Source organism: Streptomyces sp. JK94, assembly GCF_053613315.1.
Genome location: NZ_JBSICH010000007.1, coordinates 312,155 through 331,768, shown reverse-complemented (window position 1 = coordinate 331,768; position 19,614 = coordinate 312,155). Strand labels below are relative to the sequence as shown.

The following is a 19,614-nucleotide window of genomic DNA, read 5'->3' as shown; positions in this document are numbered from 1 at the left end:
ATGGCTCACGCGGTACCGGCACGCGGCTCAGCCGGCAGAACGCCCGCCGAAGCGCCCACCGGACCGGGCCCCCGCGGCCGTACGACGACACCCGACGTCTTCGGCGAGCGCGCCCACCGGATCGCGAAATGGGCGGTGCCCGGCGCGATCGGGCTGGTCTACGGCTACTGGGCCGCCTCCGTCGACCGCCACGGCGGTCCCGTCACCGGCTGGAACCTGCTGGTCGGCTTCCTGACCGCGCTCGCGTTCGTCGTCGTCCTCACCGTGGTCCGGGCGGTGGCCGGACGGCTGCCGCGCGAAGGACACGCGGTGCTGTGGGCCGCGTTCGCGGGCAGCGCGCTGGGCTTCCTGTACGCGCGGAGCGGCGTCGCCGTGTTCACCTGCGTCGTCGTGTCCCTGCTGCTCGCGGCGGCGGTGTTCGCCTCCCTGTTCTACCGCTACTACACCCACGAGGACGCGGAGGGACACCGCCTCACCTGAGGCCAGCCGGCAGCGGGGGCCGGGGGCCCGGGACGGGGGCCGGGACGGGCGGCAGCGGGACGCCGGGGGCCGAATGCCGGGACGGGCCGGCAGAGGGACGCCGGGGGCCGAATGCCGGGACGGGCCGGCAGCCGGGGCCGGGTGCCGGCCCGGACGGGCCACGGCCGTACGCCCGTGGGTCGTCCGGCCCGGCCGGGCCGCCCGTTCGGCGCGCCTCGGGGGTCCATATGCAGTCACGCCGGTCGCCCGGACCACTCCCGGGACCTTGTCTGGAGGGGTGCCCCGACGCCTCCGGAACGCCCTGTCGACCGCCCTGATCGCCCTCGCCTGCCTGCTCGCGCCGTGCGGCACGCCGGCGGTCGGGGCGGTGCCCGGGCCGGCCGGCACCGGGCGGTACGTCGCCGCCGTGGCACCGCTCGCCCACGAGGCGGACCGGCTCGGGAAGGGCCATCACGTGCTCGACGTCGCCGCCTTCTGGCTGCCGCTGGCGGCCGTCGTCTTCGCGGTCACCGGCATCGCCGTCGCCGCGTGCCGCCGGCGCGCCGTCACCGCCGCCGGGGTCGGCACCGCCCTCGGCGGGGCGCTGCTCGCCCTCTCCGTGGTCGTCGGCCGCCGGCTCACCGTCACCGGGCTTCCCGGCGCGGTGGACGGCGCGGTCGACGGACCGGCCGCGGGCGCCGTCTACGACACCCTCACCGCGACCCTGCGCACGGCCTCCCGGCTGCTGGTCGGCCTCGGCCTCGCGGTCGCCCTGGCCTCCTGGCTCACGGGCCGCTACGGACACCTGCTGCGCCGCCGCCGCACACCACCGGGGGCCACCGTCGGCTCGGCCCCGCCCCGGGCCCGGCCGTGAGCCGCCCGGCGCCTCGTCCACCCGCCCCGGCCCGGCTCCCGGACGGGCGGCCGAGGCCCGCGGCCGGGCCCGGCGCCCGCCCCGCGGCGAGGCCGTCCGGGAGTCCCCCGCGCGGGCGCGGCGCCCCGGAGCCCGCGCCGGGGCGCAACCTTCCGCCCGCCGTTCCCGTCTCGTCTTGGAGGGAGGATTCGGGCATCGCCCGCGCGGCCCGTCCGGGAACGGCCGGCGCACGGGCAGGCAGCGGCAGGCGGCGCACCCGCGAACGGAAGGCCGGGACGTGGACACCGACACGGCGACCGACGGGTGGACGGACTCGGGCGACCGCCCGGCCGCCCGCGGGGCGGGGCGGCGGTTCGGGGCCCGGTGCGCGGGACTGCTGTTCACCGGGGTGAGCGTGGTCGTCGGCTGCCGCGTCGCCGACAGCGACGGCGTCACGCCCGTGCCGCAACTGCTCGCCTTCCTGCCCTGGCTGCTCGTGCCGACCGGGGCCGGGCTGCTGCTGACGCTGCTCGCCCGGTGGTGGCCCGGCGCGGTGTGGGGCGTCGCGCTGCTCGCACCGCTGGCGTGGTTCATCGAGCCGTACGGCAGGACCGGCGCGCCCGCCGGGCCGCCCGTCGCCGAGCTGCGGGTGCTGACCTCGAACGTCGAGTTCGGGCAGGGCACCGGTGCACTGGTGTCCGCCGTGCGCCGGACCGAACCCGACCTCGTGTTCGTACAGGAGTGCGAGCACACGTGCGACGCGGCACTGCGGCGCGGGCTCGCCGCCGACTACCCCCACCGGCAGGCCGTCGAGGGCGGCGGCTCCGAGGGGTCGGTCATTCTGAGCGCCTTCCCGCTCAAGGCCACCCCCGGCGTCCCGGGCACCATGGGCATGCCCGGTGCCGTCGCCGACGTACGCGGCCACGCCGTACGGCTCCAGCTCGCCCACCCGATGCCACCGCTGCCGGACCAGGTCGGCCTGTGGCGGCGGGAGCTGGAGGCGCTGCGCGACGCCGCCGCCGGGGACGGCGACACCCCCGCCATCCTCGCCGGCGACTTCAACGCCTCCCAGGACCACGCCGCCTTCCGCCGCATCCTCGACACGGGACTGCGCGACGCGGCCCGGCTGGCCGGGGCCGGCCGTACGGCCACCTGGCCGGCCCGGACCGCCCCGGCGTTCGGCGCGCAGATCGACCACGTCCTGGTGTCGGACGACTTCGCCGCGCACCGCGTCCGCTTCCTGGACCTGGCGGACACCGACCACCGCGCGCTGGTCGTCGACCTCACGCTGCACGGGGCCGGCTGACACCGGCCCCGTGCGGAGAGCGGGCTCAGACGCCGATGTCGCGGCCGTCCGCGCGCCACACCGCCACGACCGCCGGGCGCACGTACGTGCCGGGCCCGTCGGGCCAGGTGCTGGCCGGCTGCTCCACGGAGGCGCCGTCGACCTCGCCCGGGTGCTGCACGGCGACCAGCACGCGCCGGTCCTGGATGACCGGACCGCAGGTCTCCGCGCCGGTCGGCACGGTCAGGAACTGCTTCAGCTCACCACGCCGGTCGCCCTTCGTCGCGACGCCGAACAGGCCGTCGTGGGTGCCGAGCGCGTTGCCGTCGGTGGACAGCCACAGGTTGCCGTGGTCGTCGAAGGCGACGTTGTCCGGGCAGGAGATCGGGCTGACCCGGTCCTTGGGGAAGCCCGCGAAGTAGGTCGCCGGGTCCTCCGGGTCACCGGCGACGAGGAACAGCGACCAGGCGAAGGTGGTGGCGTCGGCCCGGTTCCGGCGCTCGGTCAGCTCCAGGACGTGGCCGTGCTTGTTGCCGTTGCGCGGGTTGGCCTCGTCGGGGCCGGCGTAACCGGCCTTGCCGCGGTTGGTGTTGTTGGTGAGGGCGACGTACACCTTGCCCGACTGCGGCGACGGCTCGATGTCCTCGGGCCGGTCCATCTTCGTGGCGCCGACCTTGTCACCGGCGAGCCGGGTGAAGACGCACACCTCCTCGGCGGTCATGCCCTCGACGTGCGAGACGGCACCGTCGTCGGTCGCGGTGACCAGCGGAATCCACGTGCCGCTGCCGTCGAACTCGCCGTCGCCCGGCAGCGTGCCCGTGCCGTCGATCTCCGTCGCCGGGGAGTCGCCGGAGAGCTTGGCGACGTAGAGGGTGCCCTCGTCGAGCAGCGACAGGTTGTGCTCGCGCGCCGAGCGGGAGTTCCCGTGCCGCATCCGCTTGCTGCCGACGAACTTGTAGAAGTAGTCGAACCGCTCGTCGTCGCCGGTGTAGACGACCGGACGTCCGTCCTGGGTCAGCCGCACGGTCGCCGCCTCGTGCTTGAAGCGGCCGAGCAGGGTGTGCTTGCGCGGGGTGGACTCCGGGTCGTACGGGTCCAGCTCGACCACGTAGCCGAAGCGGTGCACCTCGTTCGGCTCCCGGGCGACGTCGAAGCGCTTGTCGAACCGCTCCCACTTGCGCTCGGTGGTGCCGGTGCCGATGCCGTAGCGCCTGTCCGTCTCCCGGCCGCTGTTGGCGAAGTACTGGTTGAAGTTCTCCTCGCCGTGCAGCGTCGTGCCCCACGGGGTGGTGCCGCCGGAGCAGTTGTTGAGGGTGCCGAGCACCTTCCGGCCGCTGCGGTCGGCGGAGGTCTTCACCAGGTCGGACCCGGCGGCGGGCCCGGTGAGCCGGAACTCGGTGGTGGCGGTGACGCGGCGGTTGAGGCGGTGGCGGGAGACGGGCGTCAGCTTCCCGCTCCTGTTCTCCTCCTCCACGGCGACGACGGACAGTCCGTGCGCGGCCCAGGCGATCTCGACCTGCTCGCGCGTCGGGTTCTCGGGGTCGTAGCCGCGGAACATGAGCACCTCGTCGGTGTACTCGTGGTTGGCGACGAGGATCTGCCGGTTGCGCTCGCCCTGCAGCGGCAGCAGCGCGAGGAAGTCGTTGTTGTAGCCGAACTGCCCGGCCTGCGCCTTGGCGGTCTGCTTCTCCGGGTTGAAGGCGGGCGCCCCGCGCAGAATGGGCTCGCCCCAGCGGATCACGACGTCCTGCCGGTACCCCTCCGGGACGGTGACGGCGTCCTTGGTGTTGGGCGCCACGGGCGTGAACCGCAGCCCGCGCGCACCCTGCGCCTTCGACGGCTTGCCGTGCCCCTGGCCGGCCGCCGGCGCGGCCTGCGCGGACGGCGCCCCGGCCACGCCCACGGCCCCGGCGCCCGCGGCGGCCACGGTGACGACGGCGGCGGCACGCATCATGGAGCGGCGGCTGAGCGCGCCGGCGATGACGTCGCCGACGTACTCGTTGGAGCTGGTGTTGGGCACCTCGTGGAAGCAGGCGTCACCACACCGGAAACGACAGGTCATGGCGGACCGGCCGCCGGGATGCGAACCGGACGGCGTTCCGATCAATGGCAGCAGCTTGCGCACTGTGTTCTCCCCTTGAGATGCCCTTGGATGCCCTTGGTGTCAGCGCGACCGTAAGTGCACATACGTGCGGGGGACGGGCGCCGCGGTGAACGACGGGTGAATCCGTGGAATCCGGACGGGAATCGCCGCGGCGTCTCGATCCCTCCTTGACGCGCCCGTGCTTTCGTGGCAGACCCTGCACAAGATCACAAGTGGGGGCCGCTAACCTTACGTGTCCGTCCTGGCCAGGGATCTACGGGCATCAACTCACGCGAAGGGTTGCGCACATGGGCATTCTCACCTCTCTGCGGAACGTGTTCGGCCGGTCACGCAAAGACCGGACCGCCCAGGCGGAGGGTGTGACGCAGGAGACGGCACCGCCGGCCACCGCGCCGGAGCCGAAGCTCCCGTCCCAGCCCACCGCACCCCCGGCACCGGCCGAGGCCCCGGACCGGGCCACCGCCCCCGAGGCCGGGACCACCGCCCCCTCCCCCAAGGCCGAGGCCGAGGCCGTGTCCAGCGGCCCCGACTCCGAGGGCGAGTCCACCGACCCCGCCCCCAAGGCGGCGGCCCAGGTGCCCGAGCCCCGCACGGCGGCGACCTCCTCCGACGAGCACGAACTCGTCAAGGCGGCCTTCGCCAACGTCACGGTCCCCAGGCCGGCCGACGCGCCGGACGAGGCCCCGAAGGCGGAAACGAAGCCGGAGCCCACCCCGGAACCGGCCCCGGAGCCGGAGGCCACCCCGGAACCGGAGGCGCAGGCGCAGGCCACCCCGGAACCGGAAGCGCAGGCCACCCCGGAACCGGAGGCCACCGTCCCGGAACGCGTCCCGGCCTCCGAGCCCCAGCCGGTCACGGAGCACGCCCCGGAGAACGAGGCCCAGGCCGACGCCGAGGCCCCCAAGGCCACCGAGGCGTCGGAGGCACCCGAGGCCACCGAGGCGTCGGAGACACCTGAGGCGCAGGAGACCTCCGTGGCCTCCGAGGCACCGGAGGCACCGGAGGCACCGGAGGCACAGAAGACGCCAGAGACATCCGAGGCACCCGAGACATCCGAGGCACTCGAAACCCCCAAGGCACCCGAGGCATCGGAGACGCCTGAGGCACCCGAGGCACCCGAGGCACCCGAGGCCACCGAGACGGTCGAGGCAGCCGAGACGGCGGAGCCCGCAGACACGGCGAAGCCGAAGGAGACAGAAGAGCCGGCCGACGCGGAGGAGCCGAACGACGCAGAAGAGCCGGCCGACGCGGAGGAGCCGAACGACAAGGCAAAGCCTGCCGCCAAGGCGGAGCCGAAGACGCCTGCCCCTGCCCCCACCCCCGCTCCCGAGCCCCCAGCCGCAGCCGCAGCCGCCGATGGCGACGGCGACGGCGACGGCGACGCAGCCCCGCAGGGACCACCTTCGTCGTCCGACGACGAAGGCAGCACGAACGACGCGGGCGGGAACACGACCGCCGAAGGCGAAGCCGAGGCGCCCCCGGCCCCCGAGACCCCCGCCGAGCCCCCCACCGAGGCCCCCGCACCCGCCACCCCCGCGGAGCACGTCCGTACCCGCGCCCCCGGCCTCACCACCGCCTACAAGGCCGCCGCCACCGCCCTCCAGAAGCACGACCTCACCGGCACCCGCGCCAAGGTCCACCTCGTCCTGGACCGGTCCGCCTCCATGCGCCCGTACTACAAGGACGGTTCCGCCCAGGCCCTCGCCGAGCAGACCCTCGCGCTCGCCGCGCACCTGGACCCCGAGGCGACGGTCCACGTCACGTTCTTCTCCACAGAGGTGGACGGCACCGGCGAGCTGACCCTCACCGACCACGAGAACAAGATCGACGAGCTGCACGCAGGGCTCGGCCGCATGGGCCGCACCAGCTACCACGCCGCCGTGGAAGCCGTCCTCGCCCACCACGCCGAGGAAGAGGCTCCCGGCACCCCCGCCCTGGTGGTCTTCCAGACCGACGGCGCCCCCGACGCCAAGACCCCGGCCACCCAGTCCCTCACCAAGGCGGCGGCCGACCACCCGAACGTCCACTTCTCCTTCGTCGCCTTCGGCGACCCGGAGAACAAGGCCTTCGACTACCTCCGCAAGCTCAAGACGGGCAACGCGTCCCACTTCCTGGCCGGCGAGACCCCCAAGGAGCTGACCGACACGGAGCTCTACGAGGGCGTACTGGCCACCTGGCGCCCATAAAACCGCACCCGACGCCCCCGCGCCCTCCGGCGGGGCCACGCCGCCCGCTTCTCAGCCCACAAAACGGGAAGCGGGCGGCGTACCCATGTCGGCTACGATTCCAAGGTTCCGTACGTTTCAACCTGGGAGCAGCCCGCGATGGCTCGACACCTCATCACCAGCGCCCTTCCGTACATCAACGGGATCAAGCACCTGGGCAACATGGTGGGGTCCATGCTCCCGGCGGACGTCTACGCCCGTTACCTGCGTCAGCGCGGCCACGAGGTGCTCTACATCTGCGCGACGGACGAGCACGGCACCCCCGCCGAGCTGGCCGCGAAGGAACAGGGCCTCCCGGTCGACGCCTTCTGTGCGCAGGCGCACGACGCCCAGAAGTCGGTGTACGACGGCTTCGCTCTCGCCTTCGACTACTTCGGCCGCAGTTCCTCGTCCCAGAACGTCGAGATCACCCAGCACTTCGCCCGCAGGCTCAACGAGAACGGCTTCATCGAGGAGCGCGCCATCCGGCAGGTGTACAGCCCCGCCGACGGCCGCTTCCTGCCGGACCGCTACGTGGAGGGCACCTGCCCCCATTGCGGCTACGACAAGGCGCGCGGCGACCAGTGCGAGAACTGCACCCGCGTACTGGACCCCACCGACCTGATCGACCCCCGCTCGGCGATCTCCGGTTCCACGGACCTGGAGGTGCGCGAGACCAAGCACCTCTTCCTCCTCCAGTCGAGGCTCCAGCACGAGGTCGAGGAGTGGGTCGCCCGGCACGAGGAGGAGTGGCCGCAGCTGGCCGCCTCCATCGCGCGCAAGTGGCTCACCGAGGGCCTGCACGACCGCGCGATCACCCGGGACCTGGACTGGGGCGTCCCGGTCCCGGCCGACACCTGGCCGGACCTGGCGGCCGAGGGCAAGGTCTTCTACGTGTGGTTCGACGCTCCCATCGAGTACATCGCCGCGACGAAGGAGTGGGCGGACTCGGCACCCGACGGGGAGACGAGGGACTGGAAGTCGTGGTGGTACGAGGCGGACGACACCGTTCGCTACACGGAGTTCATGGCGAAGGACAACGTCCCGTTCCACACCGTGATGTTCCCGGCGACCGAGCTGGGCGTCCGTGAGCCCTGGAAGATGGTCGACTACGTCAAGGCCTTCAACTGGCTGACGTACTACGGCGGCAAGTTCTCCACCTCGCAGCGGCGGGGCGTCTTCACCGACCAGGCCCTGGACGTCCTCCCGGCCGACTACTGGCGCTACTTCCTCATCGCCAACGCCCCCGAGTCGGACGACTCGTCCTTCACCTGGGAGCACTTCACCGCCACGGTCAACAAGGACCTGGCGGACACGCTCGGCAACTTCGTCAACCGCGTGCTCTCCTTCTCCAGGAAGCGCTTCGGCGAGGAGGTCCCGGCAGGCGGTGAGCCCGGCGAGGCCGAGACCCGGCTCGGCTCGGAGATCGCGGCGCTCCTCGCCGAGTACGAGTCCCAGATGGAAGCGCTCCAGTTCCGCAAAGCGGCCGCCGCGCTGCGCGCCCTCTGGTCCGCGGGCAACTCCTACCTGGAGGAGAAGGCCCCCTGGCTGGAGATCAAGACCGACAAGGACGGCGCCGCCCTCACCCTGCGCACGGCGATGAACCTGATCCACCTGTACGCGGTGGTCTCGGAACCGTTCATCCCGGCCACGGCGGCGGCGATGCGCCAGGCCTTCTCCCTCTCCGACGACACGGCTACCTGGGTCACCGCCGAGGAGGCCCGCGCCCTGACGGCCGTCGCCCCCGGTGTCCCCTTCACGGTCCCGCCGGTCCTCTTCGCCAAGCTGACCGACGAGGACCTGGAGACCTACAAGGAGCGCTTCGGCGGCGAGCCGCAGACCGCCTGAACGACGGCTCACCACGCACGCCGGGGCCCGGGAGCAACCGTTCCCGGGCCCCGGCGCGTCCGTCTGAGTGCGCGGCTCACGCGCGCGAGACATGTTTCCGGCCACACGGGGAGCCAGTCATGGCATTTTTCGGCAACGCACACAGCATCGACCCGGCCCAGGCGCAGCAGGAGTACGCACGGCTGCTCGGCCACGGTGAGCAGATCCACGCCGCGTACCTGCTGATCCGCGACACCATCCTGTTCACCGACCGGCGGCTGATCCTGGTCGACAAGCAGGGCATCACCGGCAAGAAGACCGAGTACCACTCGGTCCCGTACCGCAGCATCACGCACTTCGCGGTCGAGACGGCCGGCACCTTCGACCTCGACGCCGAGCTGAAGATCTGGCTCTCCGGCTCCCAGGCCCCCATCCAGAAGACCTTCACCAAGGGCGTCGACATCTACGAGGTCCAGGCGATCCTGACCCAGTTCGTGGCGCGGTAGGTCGCCCTGAATCCGTCACCGTCCGAGGTCGCGGTAGCAAGCCGTGACAAGCCCGTGAAGCGGTACGAGAGGGAGGACCCCAGGGTCACCGGAATCGACGCTTCGGCCGGAGCGGACCCTGCCGGCACATCGGCGGAGACCCTCACGATCCGCTTCTCACCTCTGTCCGTCCACTGAGCTTGCCCGACTCGGGGAAGACGCAGTGGGGGAAATCAGCTTCCGGACGCGTATGTCACGAGGTCCGCCCACGCCTTCGGCGCCACCGCGAGACGGGGGCTCGCGTCGCGGTACTTGGAGTCACGGACGTGGACGGTGCCGGGAGAGGTGGCCACCTCGACGCACGAGTCGCCGTCAGGGCCACTGCTGTAGCTGCTCTTGAACCACGCCAGTGCGGAGGCGTCGCCAGCGGAGGCCTTGCCGATCATGTGTCTCCCAGGAGTTGCTCGATGAAGGCCAGCGACTCCCCAGGTGGGAAAGCCTGCGCCCGGATGGTGCCATAGCGAAGCTCAAGGATGCGAAGCTGCCTCGGGTCATGCGTCGGGCGGCCGTTGAACGCCCCGTCGGAGCGTCCCACCGCCGTGCCGTCCTCGAACTTCAGCACCTCGATCCTGCCGCTCATGCCGGGGTGCGGTCCACTGTCCATCCGCATGACCTGGAGGGTGACGCTGTTCATCCGCCCCACCTCCAGCAAGCGTTCGAATTGCTGCCGTCGAACCATTGTGCCCCCAACCTTGCGCCGAAGCGTCCCCTCCTCCAGGACGAAGCTCAGCGCGGGCGCAGGAGACCGCTCAAACACGACCTGCCGAGCAATACGGGCGGCTACTCGACGTTCCAGGTCCTCCGGCGTGTAGGCGGGCTGCCACGACTCAAGCAGCGCCCTGGTGTACTCCGGAGTCTGCAAGAGACCAGCGATGTTGCTGTTCTCGTACACCTCGATCTCGACCGCCTTGGCCTCCATCTGCGCGAGATCCCGCACCTTCTTCGGATACCGGACCTTCGCCACGTCCTCCTTCATGGCAGCGAGCAGCCCACCGGCCTCCAGCACCTCGTCGGCCATCGACAGGTACTCCGGACGGGGAATCCGCTTCCCGCCCTCGATCTTGTACACCAGATCCTCGCCGTACCCCACGGCCCTGCCGAAGTCACCGGCCCGCATCCCCACGGCCTCCCGGCGCAGCTTCAACTGCCGCCCCACGGTGGCGACCACCGCCACGCCCCACTCGTCGTCCGGGTCCACATCCCACCCGGGCTCGTCAGCCTCGGTCCTGAGCTGCCGAACCTCACCGTCCACCGACATGCGCGCGCCCCTCCGTCGTACCGCCGCGTACCAGCCACGCCCTACCCGTACGCACCGCCCTGACAAGCCCGGACACCCCCGGACCACTGGCGGACAGTGTCCCTACGCGACGGCGTCGTCACTCCTGAACTCCGGAACTCCGGAACTCCGGAACTCCGGAACCCGACGAGGCGGGTGCCGGTCCCACCTGCGCCCTCTGTGAACCACCCACTACCGGAGCGAGGACCAGGTGTGACGACGAAGGACCCGGCCCCGGAGATCGATCCGGTGCCGGGCCCTGCGCCGTGCCGTCGGCGGACTACTTCGGCTGCGGCTTGCGCACCGTCAGGTGCAGCTCCCTCAGCCGGGTCTCGTCCAGCTCCGTCGGCGCGCCCATCATCAGGTCCTGGGCGTTGCCGTTGAGCGGGAAGGCGATGGTCTCGCGGATGTTGGGCTCGTCGGCCAGCAGCATGACGATGCGGTCGACGCCCGGGGCGATGCCGCCGTGCGGCGGGGCGCCGAAGCGGAACGCGCGCAGCATGCCGGCGAACTCGCGCTCGACGGTCTCGGCGTCGTAGCCCGCGATCTCGAAGGCCTTGAGCATGATCTCCGGCTCGTGGTTCCGGATGGCGCCGGAGGACAGCTCGACGCCGTTGCAGACGATGTCGTACTGCCAGGCCAGGATATCCAGCGGGTCCTGGTTCTCCAGGGCGTCCATGCCGCCCTGCGGCATCGAGAAGGGGTTGTGGGAGAAGTCGATCTTCCCCGTCTCCTCGTCCTTCTCGTACATCGGGAAGTCGACGATCCAGCAGAACCGGAAGACGTTCTCCTCGAAGTGCCCGGCGCGCTTGGCGGTCTCGACCCGCACCGCGCCCATGATCTTCGAGACCTCGTCGAACTCGCCGGCGCCGAAGAACACCGCGTGGCCGGGGGCCAGGGAGAGCCGCTTGGTCAGCTCGGCGACGTTCTCCTCGGTGAGGAACTTGGCGATCGGGCCGGTCAGCCCGCCGTCCTCGCCGACGCGGACCCAGGCCAGGCCCTTGGCGCCCTGCGAGACGGCGTAGTCGCCGAGCTGGTCGAAGAACTTGCGGGGCTGGCCGGAGACGTCCGGGACGGGCAGCGCGCGGACGTGCTTGCCGGCGAAGGCCTTGAACTCCGAGCCCGCGAAGACGTCGGTGATGTCGACCAGCTCCAGCCGGGCGCGCAGGTCCGGCTTGTCGGAGCCGTACTTCAGCATCGCCTCGCGGAACGGGATGCGCGGGAAGGGCGAGGTCACCTCACGGCCGCCGCCGAACTCCGTGAACAGCTCCGTCATCAGCCGCTCGACCGGCTGGAAGACGTCCTCCTGCTCGACGAAGCTCATCTCGACGTCGAGCTGGTAGAACTCGCCCGGCGAGCGGTCGGCACGGGCGTCCTCGTCGCGGAAGCAGGGGGCGATCTGGAAGTACCGGTCGAAGCCGGAGATCATCAGCAGCTGCTTGAACTGCTGCGGCGCCTGGGGCAGGGCGTAGAAGCGGCCCGCGTGCAGGCGCGACGGCACGACGAAGTCGCGGGCGCCCTCGGGCGAGGTGGCGGTGAGGATGGGCGTCGCCATCTCGTTGAAGCCGAGGGCCACCATCTTGTGGCGGATGGCGGAGATGACCGCCGTGCGCAGCATGATGTTGCGGTGCATGCGCTCGCGGCGCAGGTCCAGGAAGCGGTACTCCAGGCGCCGCTCCTCGTTCACCCCGTCCTCGGTGTTGATGGTGAAGGGCAGCGGCTGGGCGGCGCCGAGCAGCTCGACCTCGCCCACCTCGACCTCGACCTCGCCGGTCGGCAGGTCGGGGTTGACGTTGTCGGTGCCCCGGGAGACGACCTTGCCGTCGACCCGGACGGTCGACTCCTTGGTCAGCTTGTCCAGCGCCTCGTACGCCTCGGTGCCCGGACGGGCGACGAGCTGCGTGATGCCGTAGTGGTCGCGCAGATCGATGAAGAGGATGCCGCCCAGGTCGCGCCGATTGTGCAGCCAGCCACTCAGTCGGACGTCGGTGCCGACGTCAGAGGAGCGGAGCTCGCCGCAGGTGTGGGACCTGTACCGATGCATCGTCGTTCATCCAGCCTTCGTGGATCGGGGATGGTGTTTCGCGTTTCACGTGAAACAACCCCAGCGTACCGGGGACCCACCGTTGCGTTCCCCTTCATGGGCGCGGGGGCGGCGCGAGGGCGACCGGTGGCAGCCTGCGATCACCTCTTCTTACAGTGGGGCCATGCGCACTGGTGACCCCCTGCCGGAGGTGGGGGACGTCCTTGCCGCTCTCGCGACCGGCCTGTGGCAATGGGACACCGCCACGGGGGAGGTCACGGTCGACGCGGTGGCAGCCCGGCTGCTCGGGCTGCCCGCCCGGCGCGCCGTGCTCACCGAGGCCCAGGCGAGGGCCCGGCTGCACCCGGTGGACTGGAACGAGATCACCGGAGTGGTCCAGCTCGCCGCCACCGAGGGCACGCTCGCCGAGGTGCGGATCCGGATCATGGACGAGCAGGGGCGCATCGTCCGGACCGTGCGCAGCCGCTCCAAGCCGTCCTTCGACCCCCGGCGCAAGGCGTACCAGCTGATCGGCACCCTCCAGGAGGTCGCCGAGCCGACGCCGGGCACCCCCGCCGGACGCCGCGCGGTCACCGGCGACTGGCGCCGCTCGCGGGAGGCCTTCCTGCTCGACGCGGGCCGGGCCCTGGCCGAGGCACGGTCCACCGAAGAGGTGCTGCGGGTCGCGGCGGGCCTGTCGATGCCGGGGTTCTCGCCGGACGGGCTCGCGGTGTTCGGGGTCTCGAACGACCGTCTGACGGTCATCGGCCACCACGGGCAGCCGCAGAACGACATGAACCCGTTCGTGAACATGCCCCTGGAGACGCCCTACCCGGCCGCCGAGGTGGCCCGCACCGGCCGCGCCGTCTACCTCTCCTCCGCCGAGCAGTACAAAGCCCGCTATCCCCTCACCTGGCCGCTCGCCGAGCGCTTCGGCCGCCGCTCCTGGGCCTTCCTGCCCCTGACGGTGGCGGGCCGCACGATGGGCGCCTGGATGGCGGCCTTCGCCTACCCGGTCGCGTTCACGCCTGACGAGCGGTCGGTGCTGACCACGGTGGCGCGGATGCTGGCGCAGGCCCTGTCCCGGGCGGGCGCCGCCGAGACCCAGCGGGAGCTGACCGACGGACTGCAGCGCACCATGCTGCCCGTGCTCGGCCCGGAGATCCCCGGCATGGCCATCGCCGCCCGCTACGTCCCCACCGGCGGCGGCCTCCAGGTGGGCGGCGACTGGTACGACATGATCCCACTGCCCGGGGGCCGCTTCGCCCTGGTCATCGGCGACGTCCAGGGTCACGACGTGCGCGCGGCCGGGCTGATGGGCCAGTTGCGCATCGCCCTGCGCGCCTACGCCGCCGAGGGGCACCGCCCCGACGCGGTCCTCTCCCGCGCCTCCCACTTCTTCCACGGCCTCACCCAGTCCGACGACGACCCCGGCGACCTGCGCTTCGCGACCTGCTACTACGCCGAGGTGGACCCGGCCACCGGTACCCTGGAGAGCGCCCGCGCCGGGCACCTGGACCCGGTGGTGCGCATGGCGGACGGGACGGCGCTGATCCGGGCCACGGCGGGCGGGCTGCCCCTCGGCATCGACCCGGACTCGGACTACCCGACCACCCGACTGGCCCTGGAGCCCGGGGACACCCTGATGCTGTGCACGGACGGCCTGGTCGAGACCGGCGGCCACGACCTGCACTCCGGCTGGAACCGGCTCCGCGTCATCCTGGAGGAGCACGACGGCGCCCTGGAGGAGCTGGCCGACGCGCTGGTCCAGGCCGTGCACGGGCCCACCTCTCACCACACCACGGGCCCGCTCGCCGACCGGCGGGAGGACGACATCGCCCTGCTGCTGCTGTGCCGGCAGGGCGAGGGCTGCGGCTGCGGCGACAGCCCCGTCCTCCGGACGCCCCTGCGCCGCACGATGCTCACGGTCGCGCAGGCCGAGCCGGAGCGGATCGCCACCGCCCGGCAGCATCTGCGCGACCTGCTGCACGACTGGCCCAGCGGGGAGCAGCGGGACGCGGCGGTGCTCCTGCTCTCCGAGATGCTGACGAACGTCCTGGTCCACACGGACGCCGACGCCCTGCTGGTCGCCGAGGTCACCGGGGAGCCGGGCGAGCGGCGGATCCGGGTGGAGGTCACCGACAACGGCGACGACCTGCCGCACAAGCGCCGGCCGGGGGAGATGGCCTCCTCGGGGCGCGGCCTGATGCTGATCGAGCTGCTCGCCGACGAGTGGGGCGTCGCCCCGCGCGGCGAGGGCAAGAGCATCTGGTACGAGGTCTACGAGTCCGCGGACCCCGAGGACGGCTTCGCCGTGGACGCGGAGGGCGGTCCCGAGGCCGCGTAACGGCTCTGCAGCTCGTGCACGACGCCGAACGCGGCGGCGGTGAGCGGAACGGCGAGCAGCATCCCCAGGATGCCCGCCACCGACGCCCCCGCGGTGAGCGCCAGCAGCACGATCGCCGGGTGCATCTGCACGGTCCGGCTCTGGATCATCGGCTGGAGCACGTGTCCCTCCAGCACCTGCACGGCCAGCACCACCCCGAGCGCCCACAGCGCGATGACGAACCCGCGGTCGGCGAGCGCGACCAGGACGGCGACGGTCCCCGAGATGAAGGCGCCGAGGTAGGGGACGTAGGCGCCGACGAAGACCAGCGCGCCGAGCCCGACGGCGCCGGGGACGCGGAGCACGAGCAGCCCGACGGTGATGCAGACCGCGTCGATCAGGGCGATGAGGGTGGTGCCCCGCATGAAGCCCTCGACGGCCCCGAAGGCCCGCCGGGCCATCGCCTCCACCATGTCGGCACCGTGCGGCGGCGAGAGGCCCCGCACCGTGCCGACGGCCCGGTCGGAGTCGCGCAGGAAGAAGAAGACGAGCAGCAGGGCGAGTACGGCCATGGCCAGCATCTCGCCGACGACGCTGATCCCGGTGACCACCCCGGAGGCGGCCGTGCCGCCGAACCTGCCGAGCAGCTCGCGCGCGTTGGACGCGACGTCCTCCAGCGAGGTCCCGGCCGCCCCGAAGTGGTCGGCGATGCCCCGGGCCGCGTTCCGGAGCGAGGCGACGATCTGGTCGCCGGTCTCGACGAGCGCGGACACCACGATGTACACGGCCCCGCCGACCACGGCCACGACGGCGACGCAGGTGAGCCCGGCGGCCAGCGACCGCTGGACGTGCGCCTGCACCAGCCGCCGGTGCAGCGGTCGCAGCAGCGCGGTACCGAGCAGCGCGAGCAGCGCCGGCGTCACCGCGGTGCGGAACTCGACGCAGAGCCGGACCGCGAGGTAGACGACCCCGCCGGCGAGCAGGATGACGGCGCACCAGGCGGCGAACCGACGCACCGGACCGGGAAGCAGCTGCACCCCCTCAGCCGACCACGCACCGAGGCGGGCTGTCCTGCGCGGACGGCCCGCCCGGGTGACGCGACGACAGTGCGCCGTGCCGCCGACCGCCGTCAGGCCTCCGGCCCCGCCGCCGCCATCCCGTGCACCGCCGGGACCGTCCCCAGCCGCCCCTTCTGGAAGTCCTCGAAGGCCTGCTGCAGCTCGTCGCGGGTGTTCATGACGAACGGCCCGTAGTGCGCCATCGGCTCACGGATCGGCTGTCCGCCGAGAAGGACGACCTCCAGGTCGGGGGTGTGCCCGTCCTGCTTCTCGTCCGCGCGGACGGTCAGCGCACCGCCGGCGCCGAAGACGGCCGTCTGCCCGAGGTGGATCGGACGCCGCTCGGCCCCCACCGACCCGCGCCCGGCCAGCACGTACGCGAGGCCGTTGAACTCCTCCCGCCAGGGCAGGGTGACCTCGGCGCCCGGCGCGAGCGTCGCGTGGACCATGCTGATCGGCGTGTGGGTGATGCCGGGGCCCTCGTGGCCGTCCAGCTCGCCGGCGATGACGCGCAGCAGCGCGCCGCCGTCGGGAGAGGTGAGCAGCTGGACGCTGCCGCTGCGGATGTCCTGGTAGCGCGGCGCCATCATCTTGTCCTTGGCCGGCAGGTTCACCCACAGCTGGAGACCGTGGAAGAGCCCGCCGGACATGACCAGCTGCTCCGGCGGTGCCTCGATGTGCAGCAGCCCGGAGCCCGCCGTCATCCACTGGGTGTCGCCGTTGGTGATGGTGCCGCCACCGCCCTGCGAGTCCTGGTGGTCGAAGATCCCGTCGATGATGTACGTGACGGTCTCGAAGCCGCGGTGCGGGTGCCAGGGCGTTCCCTTGGGCTCCCCGGGCGCGTACTCCACCTCCCCCATCTGGTCCATCATGATGAACGGGTCGAGATGGCGGTAGTTGATCCCGGCGAACGCGCGGCGCACCGGGAAGCCCTCGCCCTCGAAACCGCCGGGCGCGGTCGTCACGGTGAGTACGGGACGTGCCACGGCGTCGGCGGGTGCGGATACGCGGGGCAGCGTCAACGGGTTCTCGACGGTCACGGCAGGCATGTCGTCCTCCTCGGGCGGCGTGCGCCCCACTTTAGTTGAGCGTTGAACTTCTTGCCACCTCAAACGGCGAAAGCCCGGAGGGCATTCCCTCCGGGCTCTCCATGGCGGCGGTCGCGCCTAGCCGTACATCCGGCGCATCGCGAAATCGACCATCTGTTCGACGGCCTTCGCGTCGAAGACCATCCGGTGCTCGCCCTCCATGTCCAGGACGAAGCCGTAGCCGGTCGGCAGCAGGTCGATCACCTCCGCACCGGTGATCACGAAGTACTTGGACTCCTTGCCGGCGTACCGGCGCAGCTCCTTGAGCCCGGTGAACATCGGGATCACCGGCTGCTGGGTGTTGTGCAGCGCGAGGAAGCCCGGGTTGTCACCGCGCGGGCAGTAGACCTTCGAGGTGGCGAAGACCTGCTGGAAGTCCTCGGCGGACATCTGGCCGGTGGTGAAGGCGCGCACCGCGTCCGCGAGCGAGGGCGGGGACGGCTCGGGGTACAGCGGCGGCTGCTGGCCGTATCCGCCGGACATCGGCTGCTGCGGCGGGGCGTACTGCTGCTGGCCCGCGGTCTGGTCGTAGCCGTACATGCCGCAAAGAGTAGCGAGTAACGAGTCACAGTTGCCCCGCCCGGGGTTGCTTCTTATTACCGACGGGTAGCATCATCGTAGCTACTGCTCGGTACGCGCAGTCGGTATGTGTACGGATGCGAGGAGACAGTGCCTCGCCGATCTCTCAACGGAGCCGTCGCCATGGGGCACTACAAGCCGAATCTCCGGGACATCGAGTTCAACCTCTTCGAGGTGCTCGGCCGCGACAAGGTCTACGGCACCGGCCCGTTCGCGGAGATGGACACGGACACCGCCAGGAGCGTCCTGGAGGAGCTGACCCGCCTCTCCGAGAACGAGCTGGCCGAGTCCTTCGCCGACGCCGACCGCAACCCGCCGGTCTTCGACCCGAAGACCAACACCGCACCGGTCCCGGCGTCCTTCAAGAAGAGCTACCAGGCCTTCATGGACTCCGAGTACTGGCGCCTGGGCCTGCCCGAGGAGATCGGCGGCACCACCGCGCCGCGCTCCCTGATCTGGGCCTACGCGGAGCTGATCCTCGGCGCCAACCCGGCCGTGTGGATGTACTCCTCCGGCCCCGCCTTCGCGGGCATCCTCTTCGAGGAGGGCAACGAGGTCCAGAAGCACATCGCCTCGATCGCCGTCGAGAAGCAGTGGGGCTCCACCATGGTGCTCACCGAGCCGGACGCCGGCTCGGACGTCGGCGCCGGCCGCACCAGGGCCGTGCGGCAGGAGGACGGCTCCTGGCACATCGAGGGCGTCAAGCGCTTCATCACGTCCGGCGAGCACGACATGTCGGAGAACATCCTCCACTACGTCCTCGCCCGCCCCGAGGGCGCCGGCCCCGGCACCAAGGGCCTGTCCCTCTTCCTCGTCCCGAAGTACGAGTTCGACTTCGAGACCGGCGAGCTGGGCGAGCGCAACGGCGTCTACGCCACCAACGTCGAGCACAAGATGGGCCTGAAGGCCTCCAACACCTGCGAGATGACCTTCGGCGACCGCCACCCCGCCAAGGGCTGGCTGATCGGCGACAAGCACGACGGCATCCGCCAGATGTTCCGCATCATCGAGTTCGCCCGCATGATGGTCGGCACGAAGGCGATCTCCACCCTCTCCACGGGCTACCTCAACGCCCTGGAGTACGCCAAGGAGCGCCTCCAGGGCCCCGACCTGGCCGATTTCATGGACAAGACGGCCCCCAAGGTCACCATCACGCACCACCCGGACGTGCGCCGCTCCCTCATGACGCAGAAGGCGTACGCCGAGGGCATGCGCGCGCTGGTGATGTACACCGCCTCCGTCCAGGACGAAATCCAGGTCAAGGAGGCGAACGGCGAGGACGCCTCGACCGAGCACGCCCTCAACGACCTGCTCCTGCCGATCGTCAAGGGCTACGGCTCGGAGAAGGCCTACGAGCAGCTCGCCCAGTCGCTCCAGACCTTCGGCGGCTCCGGCTTCCTGCAGGAGTACCCGATCGAGCAGTACATCCGCGACGCCAAGATCGACACCCTGTACGAGGGCACCACGGCGATCCAGGGCCAGGACTACTTCTTCCGGAAGATCGTCCGCAACCAGGGCGCGGCGCTGAACTCGCTCGCCGAGGACATCAAGAAGTTCCTGGCCCTCGCCACCGGCGGCGAGGAGCTGGCCGGCGCCCGCGAGCACCTGGCCAAGGCGGCCGTCGAGCTGGAGGCCATCGTCGGCGTCATGCTCACCGACCTCGCCGCCACCGAGCAGGACGTCAAGAACATCTACAAGGTGGGCCTCAACACCACCCGCCTGCTGCTGGCCTCCGGTGACGTGATCGTCGGCTACCTGCTCCTCAAGGGCGCGGCCATCGCCGCCGAGAAGCTGCCGACCGCCTCCGCCAAGGACAAGGCCTTCTACACCGGCAAGATCGCGGCGGCGAAGTTCTTCGCGGCCAACGTCCTGCCCGGCCTCACGCTGGCCCGCAAGGTGGCCCAGGGTGTCGAGCTGGACCTGATGGAGCTGGACGAAGCGGCCTTCTGAGGCCCGTCCGGCACCCTCCACCAACCCCTCACACCCT

15 protein-coding genes are annotated in these 19,614 nt (G+C 71.6%); 8 read left to right on the top strand and 7 right to left on the bottom strand.

Translation table 11 applies throughout. From position 1 onward, the window contains the following. The 3 genes from ACVV2G_RS08105 (at position 1) to ACVV2G_RS08095 (ending at position 2,618) form a co-directional block, all read left to right on the top strand. Positions 1 to 480, top strand: a complete 480-nt coding sequence (locus ACVV2G_RS08105) for a hypothetical protein (RefSeq protein ID WP_453841906.1) — start codon at positions 1 to 3, stop codon at positions 478 to 480. A 277-nt stretch (positions 481 to 757) separates the two neighbouring features. Then, positions 758 to 1,333 carry a hypothetical protein gene (locus ACVV2G_RS08100; protein ID WP_453841905.1) on the top strand — a complete coding sequence of 192 codons (576 nt, stop codon included), beginning with the start codon at positions 758 to 760 and terminating at the stop codon, positions 1,331 to 1,333. A gap of 277 nt (positions 1,334 to 1,610) precedes the next feature. Then, a complete protein-coding gene (locus ACVV2G_RS08095; protein ID WP_453841904.1) occupies positions 1,611 to 2,618 on the top strand; it encodes an endonuclease/exonuclease/phosphatase family protein in 1,008 nt (335 codons plus the stop codon). A 25-nt stretch (positions 2,619 to 2,643) separates the two neighbouring features. Here ACVV2G_RS08095 and ACVV2G_RS08090 read toward each other — a convergent pair whose 3' ends face one another. After that, the gene (locus ACVV2G_RS08090) at positions 2,644 to 4,722 is read right to left on the bottom strand and encodes a PhoX family protein (protein ID WP_453841903.1); all 2,079 of its coding nucleotides are present in this window, start codon (positions 4,720 to 4,722) and stop codon (positions 2,644 to 2,646) included. Positions 4,723 to 4,988: 266 nt separating this feature from the next. On the opposite strand from ACVV2G_RS08090, the gene ACVV2G_RS08085 reads away from it, so the two are divergent. From ACVV2G_RS08085 to ACVV2G_RS08075, 3 genes are all read left to right on the top strand, one after another. Continuing rightward, the gene (locus ACVV2G_RS08085; RefSeq protein ID WP_453841902.1) at positions 4,989 to 6,887 is read left to right on the top strand and encodes a VWA domain-containing protein; all 1,899 of its coding nucleotides are present in this window, start codon (positions 4,989 to 4,991) and stop codon (positions 6,885 to 6,887) included. Positions 6,888 to 7,025: 138 nt separating this feature from the next. Beyond that, positions 7,026 to 8,753, top strand: a complete 1,728-nt coding sequence (gene metG / locus ACVV2G_RS08080) for a methionine--tRNA ligase (protein ID WP_453841901.1) — start codon at positions 7,026 to 7,028, stop codon at positions 8,751 to 8,753. 119 nt (positions 8,754 to 8,872) lie between these two features. Further along, on the top strand, positions 8,873 to 9,238 hold the full coding sequence (locus tag ACVV2G_RS08075) for a PH domain-containing protein (RefSeq protein WP_453841900.1): 366 nt from the start codon (positions 8,873 to 8,875) through the stop codon (positions 9,236 to 9,238). A gap of 212 nt (positions 9,239 to 9,450) precedes the next feature. Here the strand turns inward: ACVV2G_RS08075 and ACVV2G_RS08070 are convergent, their stop codons facing one another. The 3 genes from ACVV2G_RS08070 to aspS all read right to left on the bottom strand — a co-directional run bounded on the left by ACVV2G_RS08070 (position 9,451) and on the right by aspS (position 12,597). Next, positions 9,451 to 9,663, bottom strand: coding sequence for a DUF397 domain-containing protein (locus tag ACVV2G_RS08070; protein ID WP_453841899.1), 213 nt, complete (start codon positions 9,661 to 9,663; stop codon positions 9,451 to 9,453). Beyond that, positions 9,660 to 10,535 (bottom strand): helix-turn-helix domain-containing protein, encoded by an 876-nt coding sequence (locus ACVV2G_RS08065; RefSeq protein ID WP_453841898.1) that lies wholly within the window; start codon positions 10,533 to 10,535, stop codon positions 9,660 to 9,662. Before ACVV2G_RS08065 ends, ACVV2G_RS08070 begins: the two co-directional genes overlap by 4 nt. A gap of 298 nt (positions 10,536 to 10,833) precedes the next feature. Beyond that, the gene (aspS, locus tag ACVV2G_RS08060; protein ID WP_453841897.1) at positions 10,834 to 12,597 is read right to left on the bottom strand and encodes an aspartate--tRNA ligase; all 1,764 of its coding nucleotides are present in this window, start codon (positions 12,595 to 12,597) and stop codon (positions 10,834 to 10,836) included. Between the two features lie 163 nt (positions 12,598 to 12,760). Here aspS and ACVV2G_RS08055 point away from each other — a divergent pair, with 163 nt between their 5' ends. Beyond that, entirely contained in the window at positions 12,761 to 14,923 is a 2,163-nt protein-coding gene (locus ACVV2G_RS08055) for a SpoIIE family protein phosphatase (protein WP_453841896.1), read from the top strand. On the opposite strand, the gene ACVV2G_RS08050 is transcribed toward ACVV2G_RS08055, so the two are convergent. The 3 genes from ACVV2G_RS08050 to ACVV2G_RS08040 all read right to left on the bottom strand — a co-directional run bounded on the left by ACVV2G_RS08050 (position 14,857) and on the right by ACVV2G_RS08040 (position 17,588). Beyond that, a complete protein-coding gene (locus ACVV2G_RS08050) occupies positions 14,857 to 15,939 on the bottom strand; it encodes an AI-2E family transporter (protein WP_453841895.1) in 1,083 nt (360 codons plus the stop codon). The two genes, ACVV2G_RS08055 and ACVV2G_RS08050, sit on opposite strands and share 67 nt — an antisense overlap. 92 nt (positions 15,940 to 16,031) lie before the next feature. After that, a complete protein-coding gene (locus ACVV2G_RS08045; RefSeq protein ID WP_453841894.1) occupies positions 16,032 to 17,009 on the bottom strand; it encodes a pirin family protein in 978 nt (325 codons plus the stop codon). A gap of 117 nt (positions 17,010 to 17,126) precedes the next feature. Continuing rightward, a complete protein-coding gene (locus ACVV2G_RS08040; protein WP_453841892.1) occupies positions 17,127 to 17,588 on the bottom strand; it encodes an SseB family protein in 462 nt (153 codons plus the stop codon). A gap of 162 nt (positions 17,589 to 17,750) precedes the next feature. Here ACVV2G_RS08040 and ACVV2G_RS08035 point away from each other — a divergent pair, with 162 nt between their 5' ends. Next, positions 17,751 to 19,577, top strand: coding sequence for an acyl-CoA dehydrogenase (locus tag ACVV2G_RS08035; RefSeq protein ID WP_453841891.1), 1,827 nt, complete (start codon positions 17,751 to 17,753; stop codon positions 19,575 to 19,577). The last annotated feature ends 37 nt before the right edge of the window (positions 19,578 to 19,614 follow it).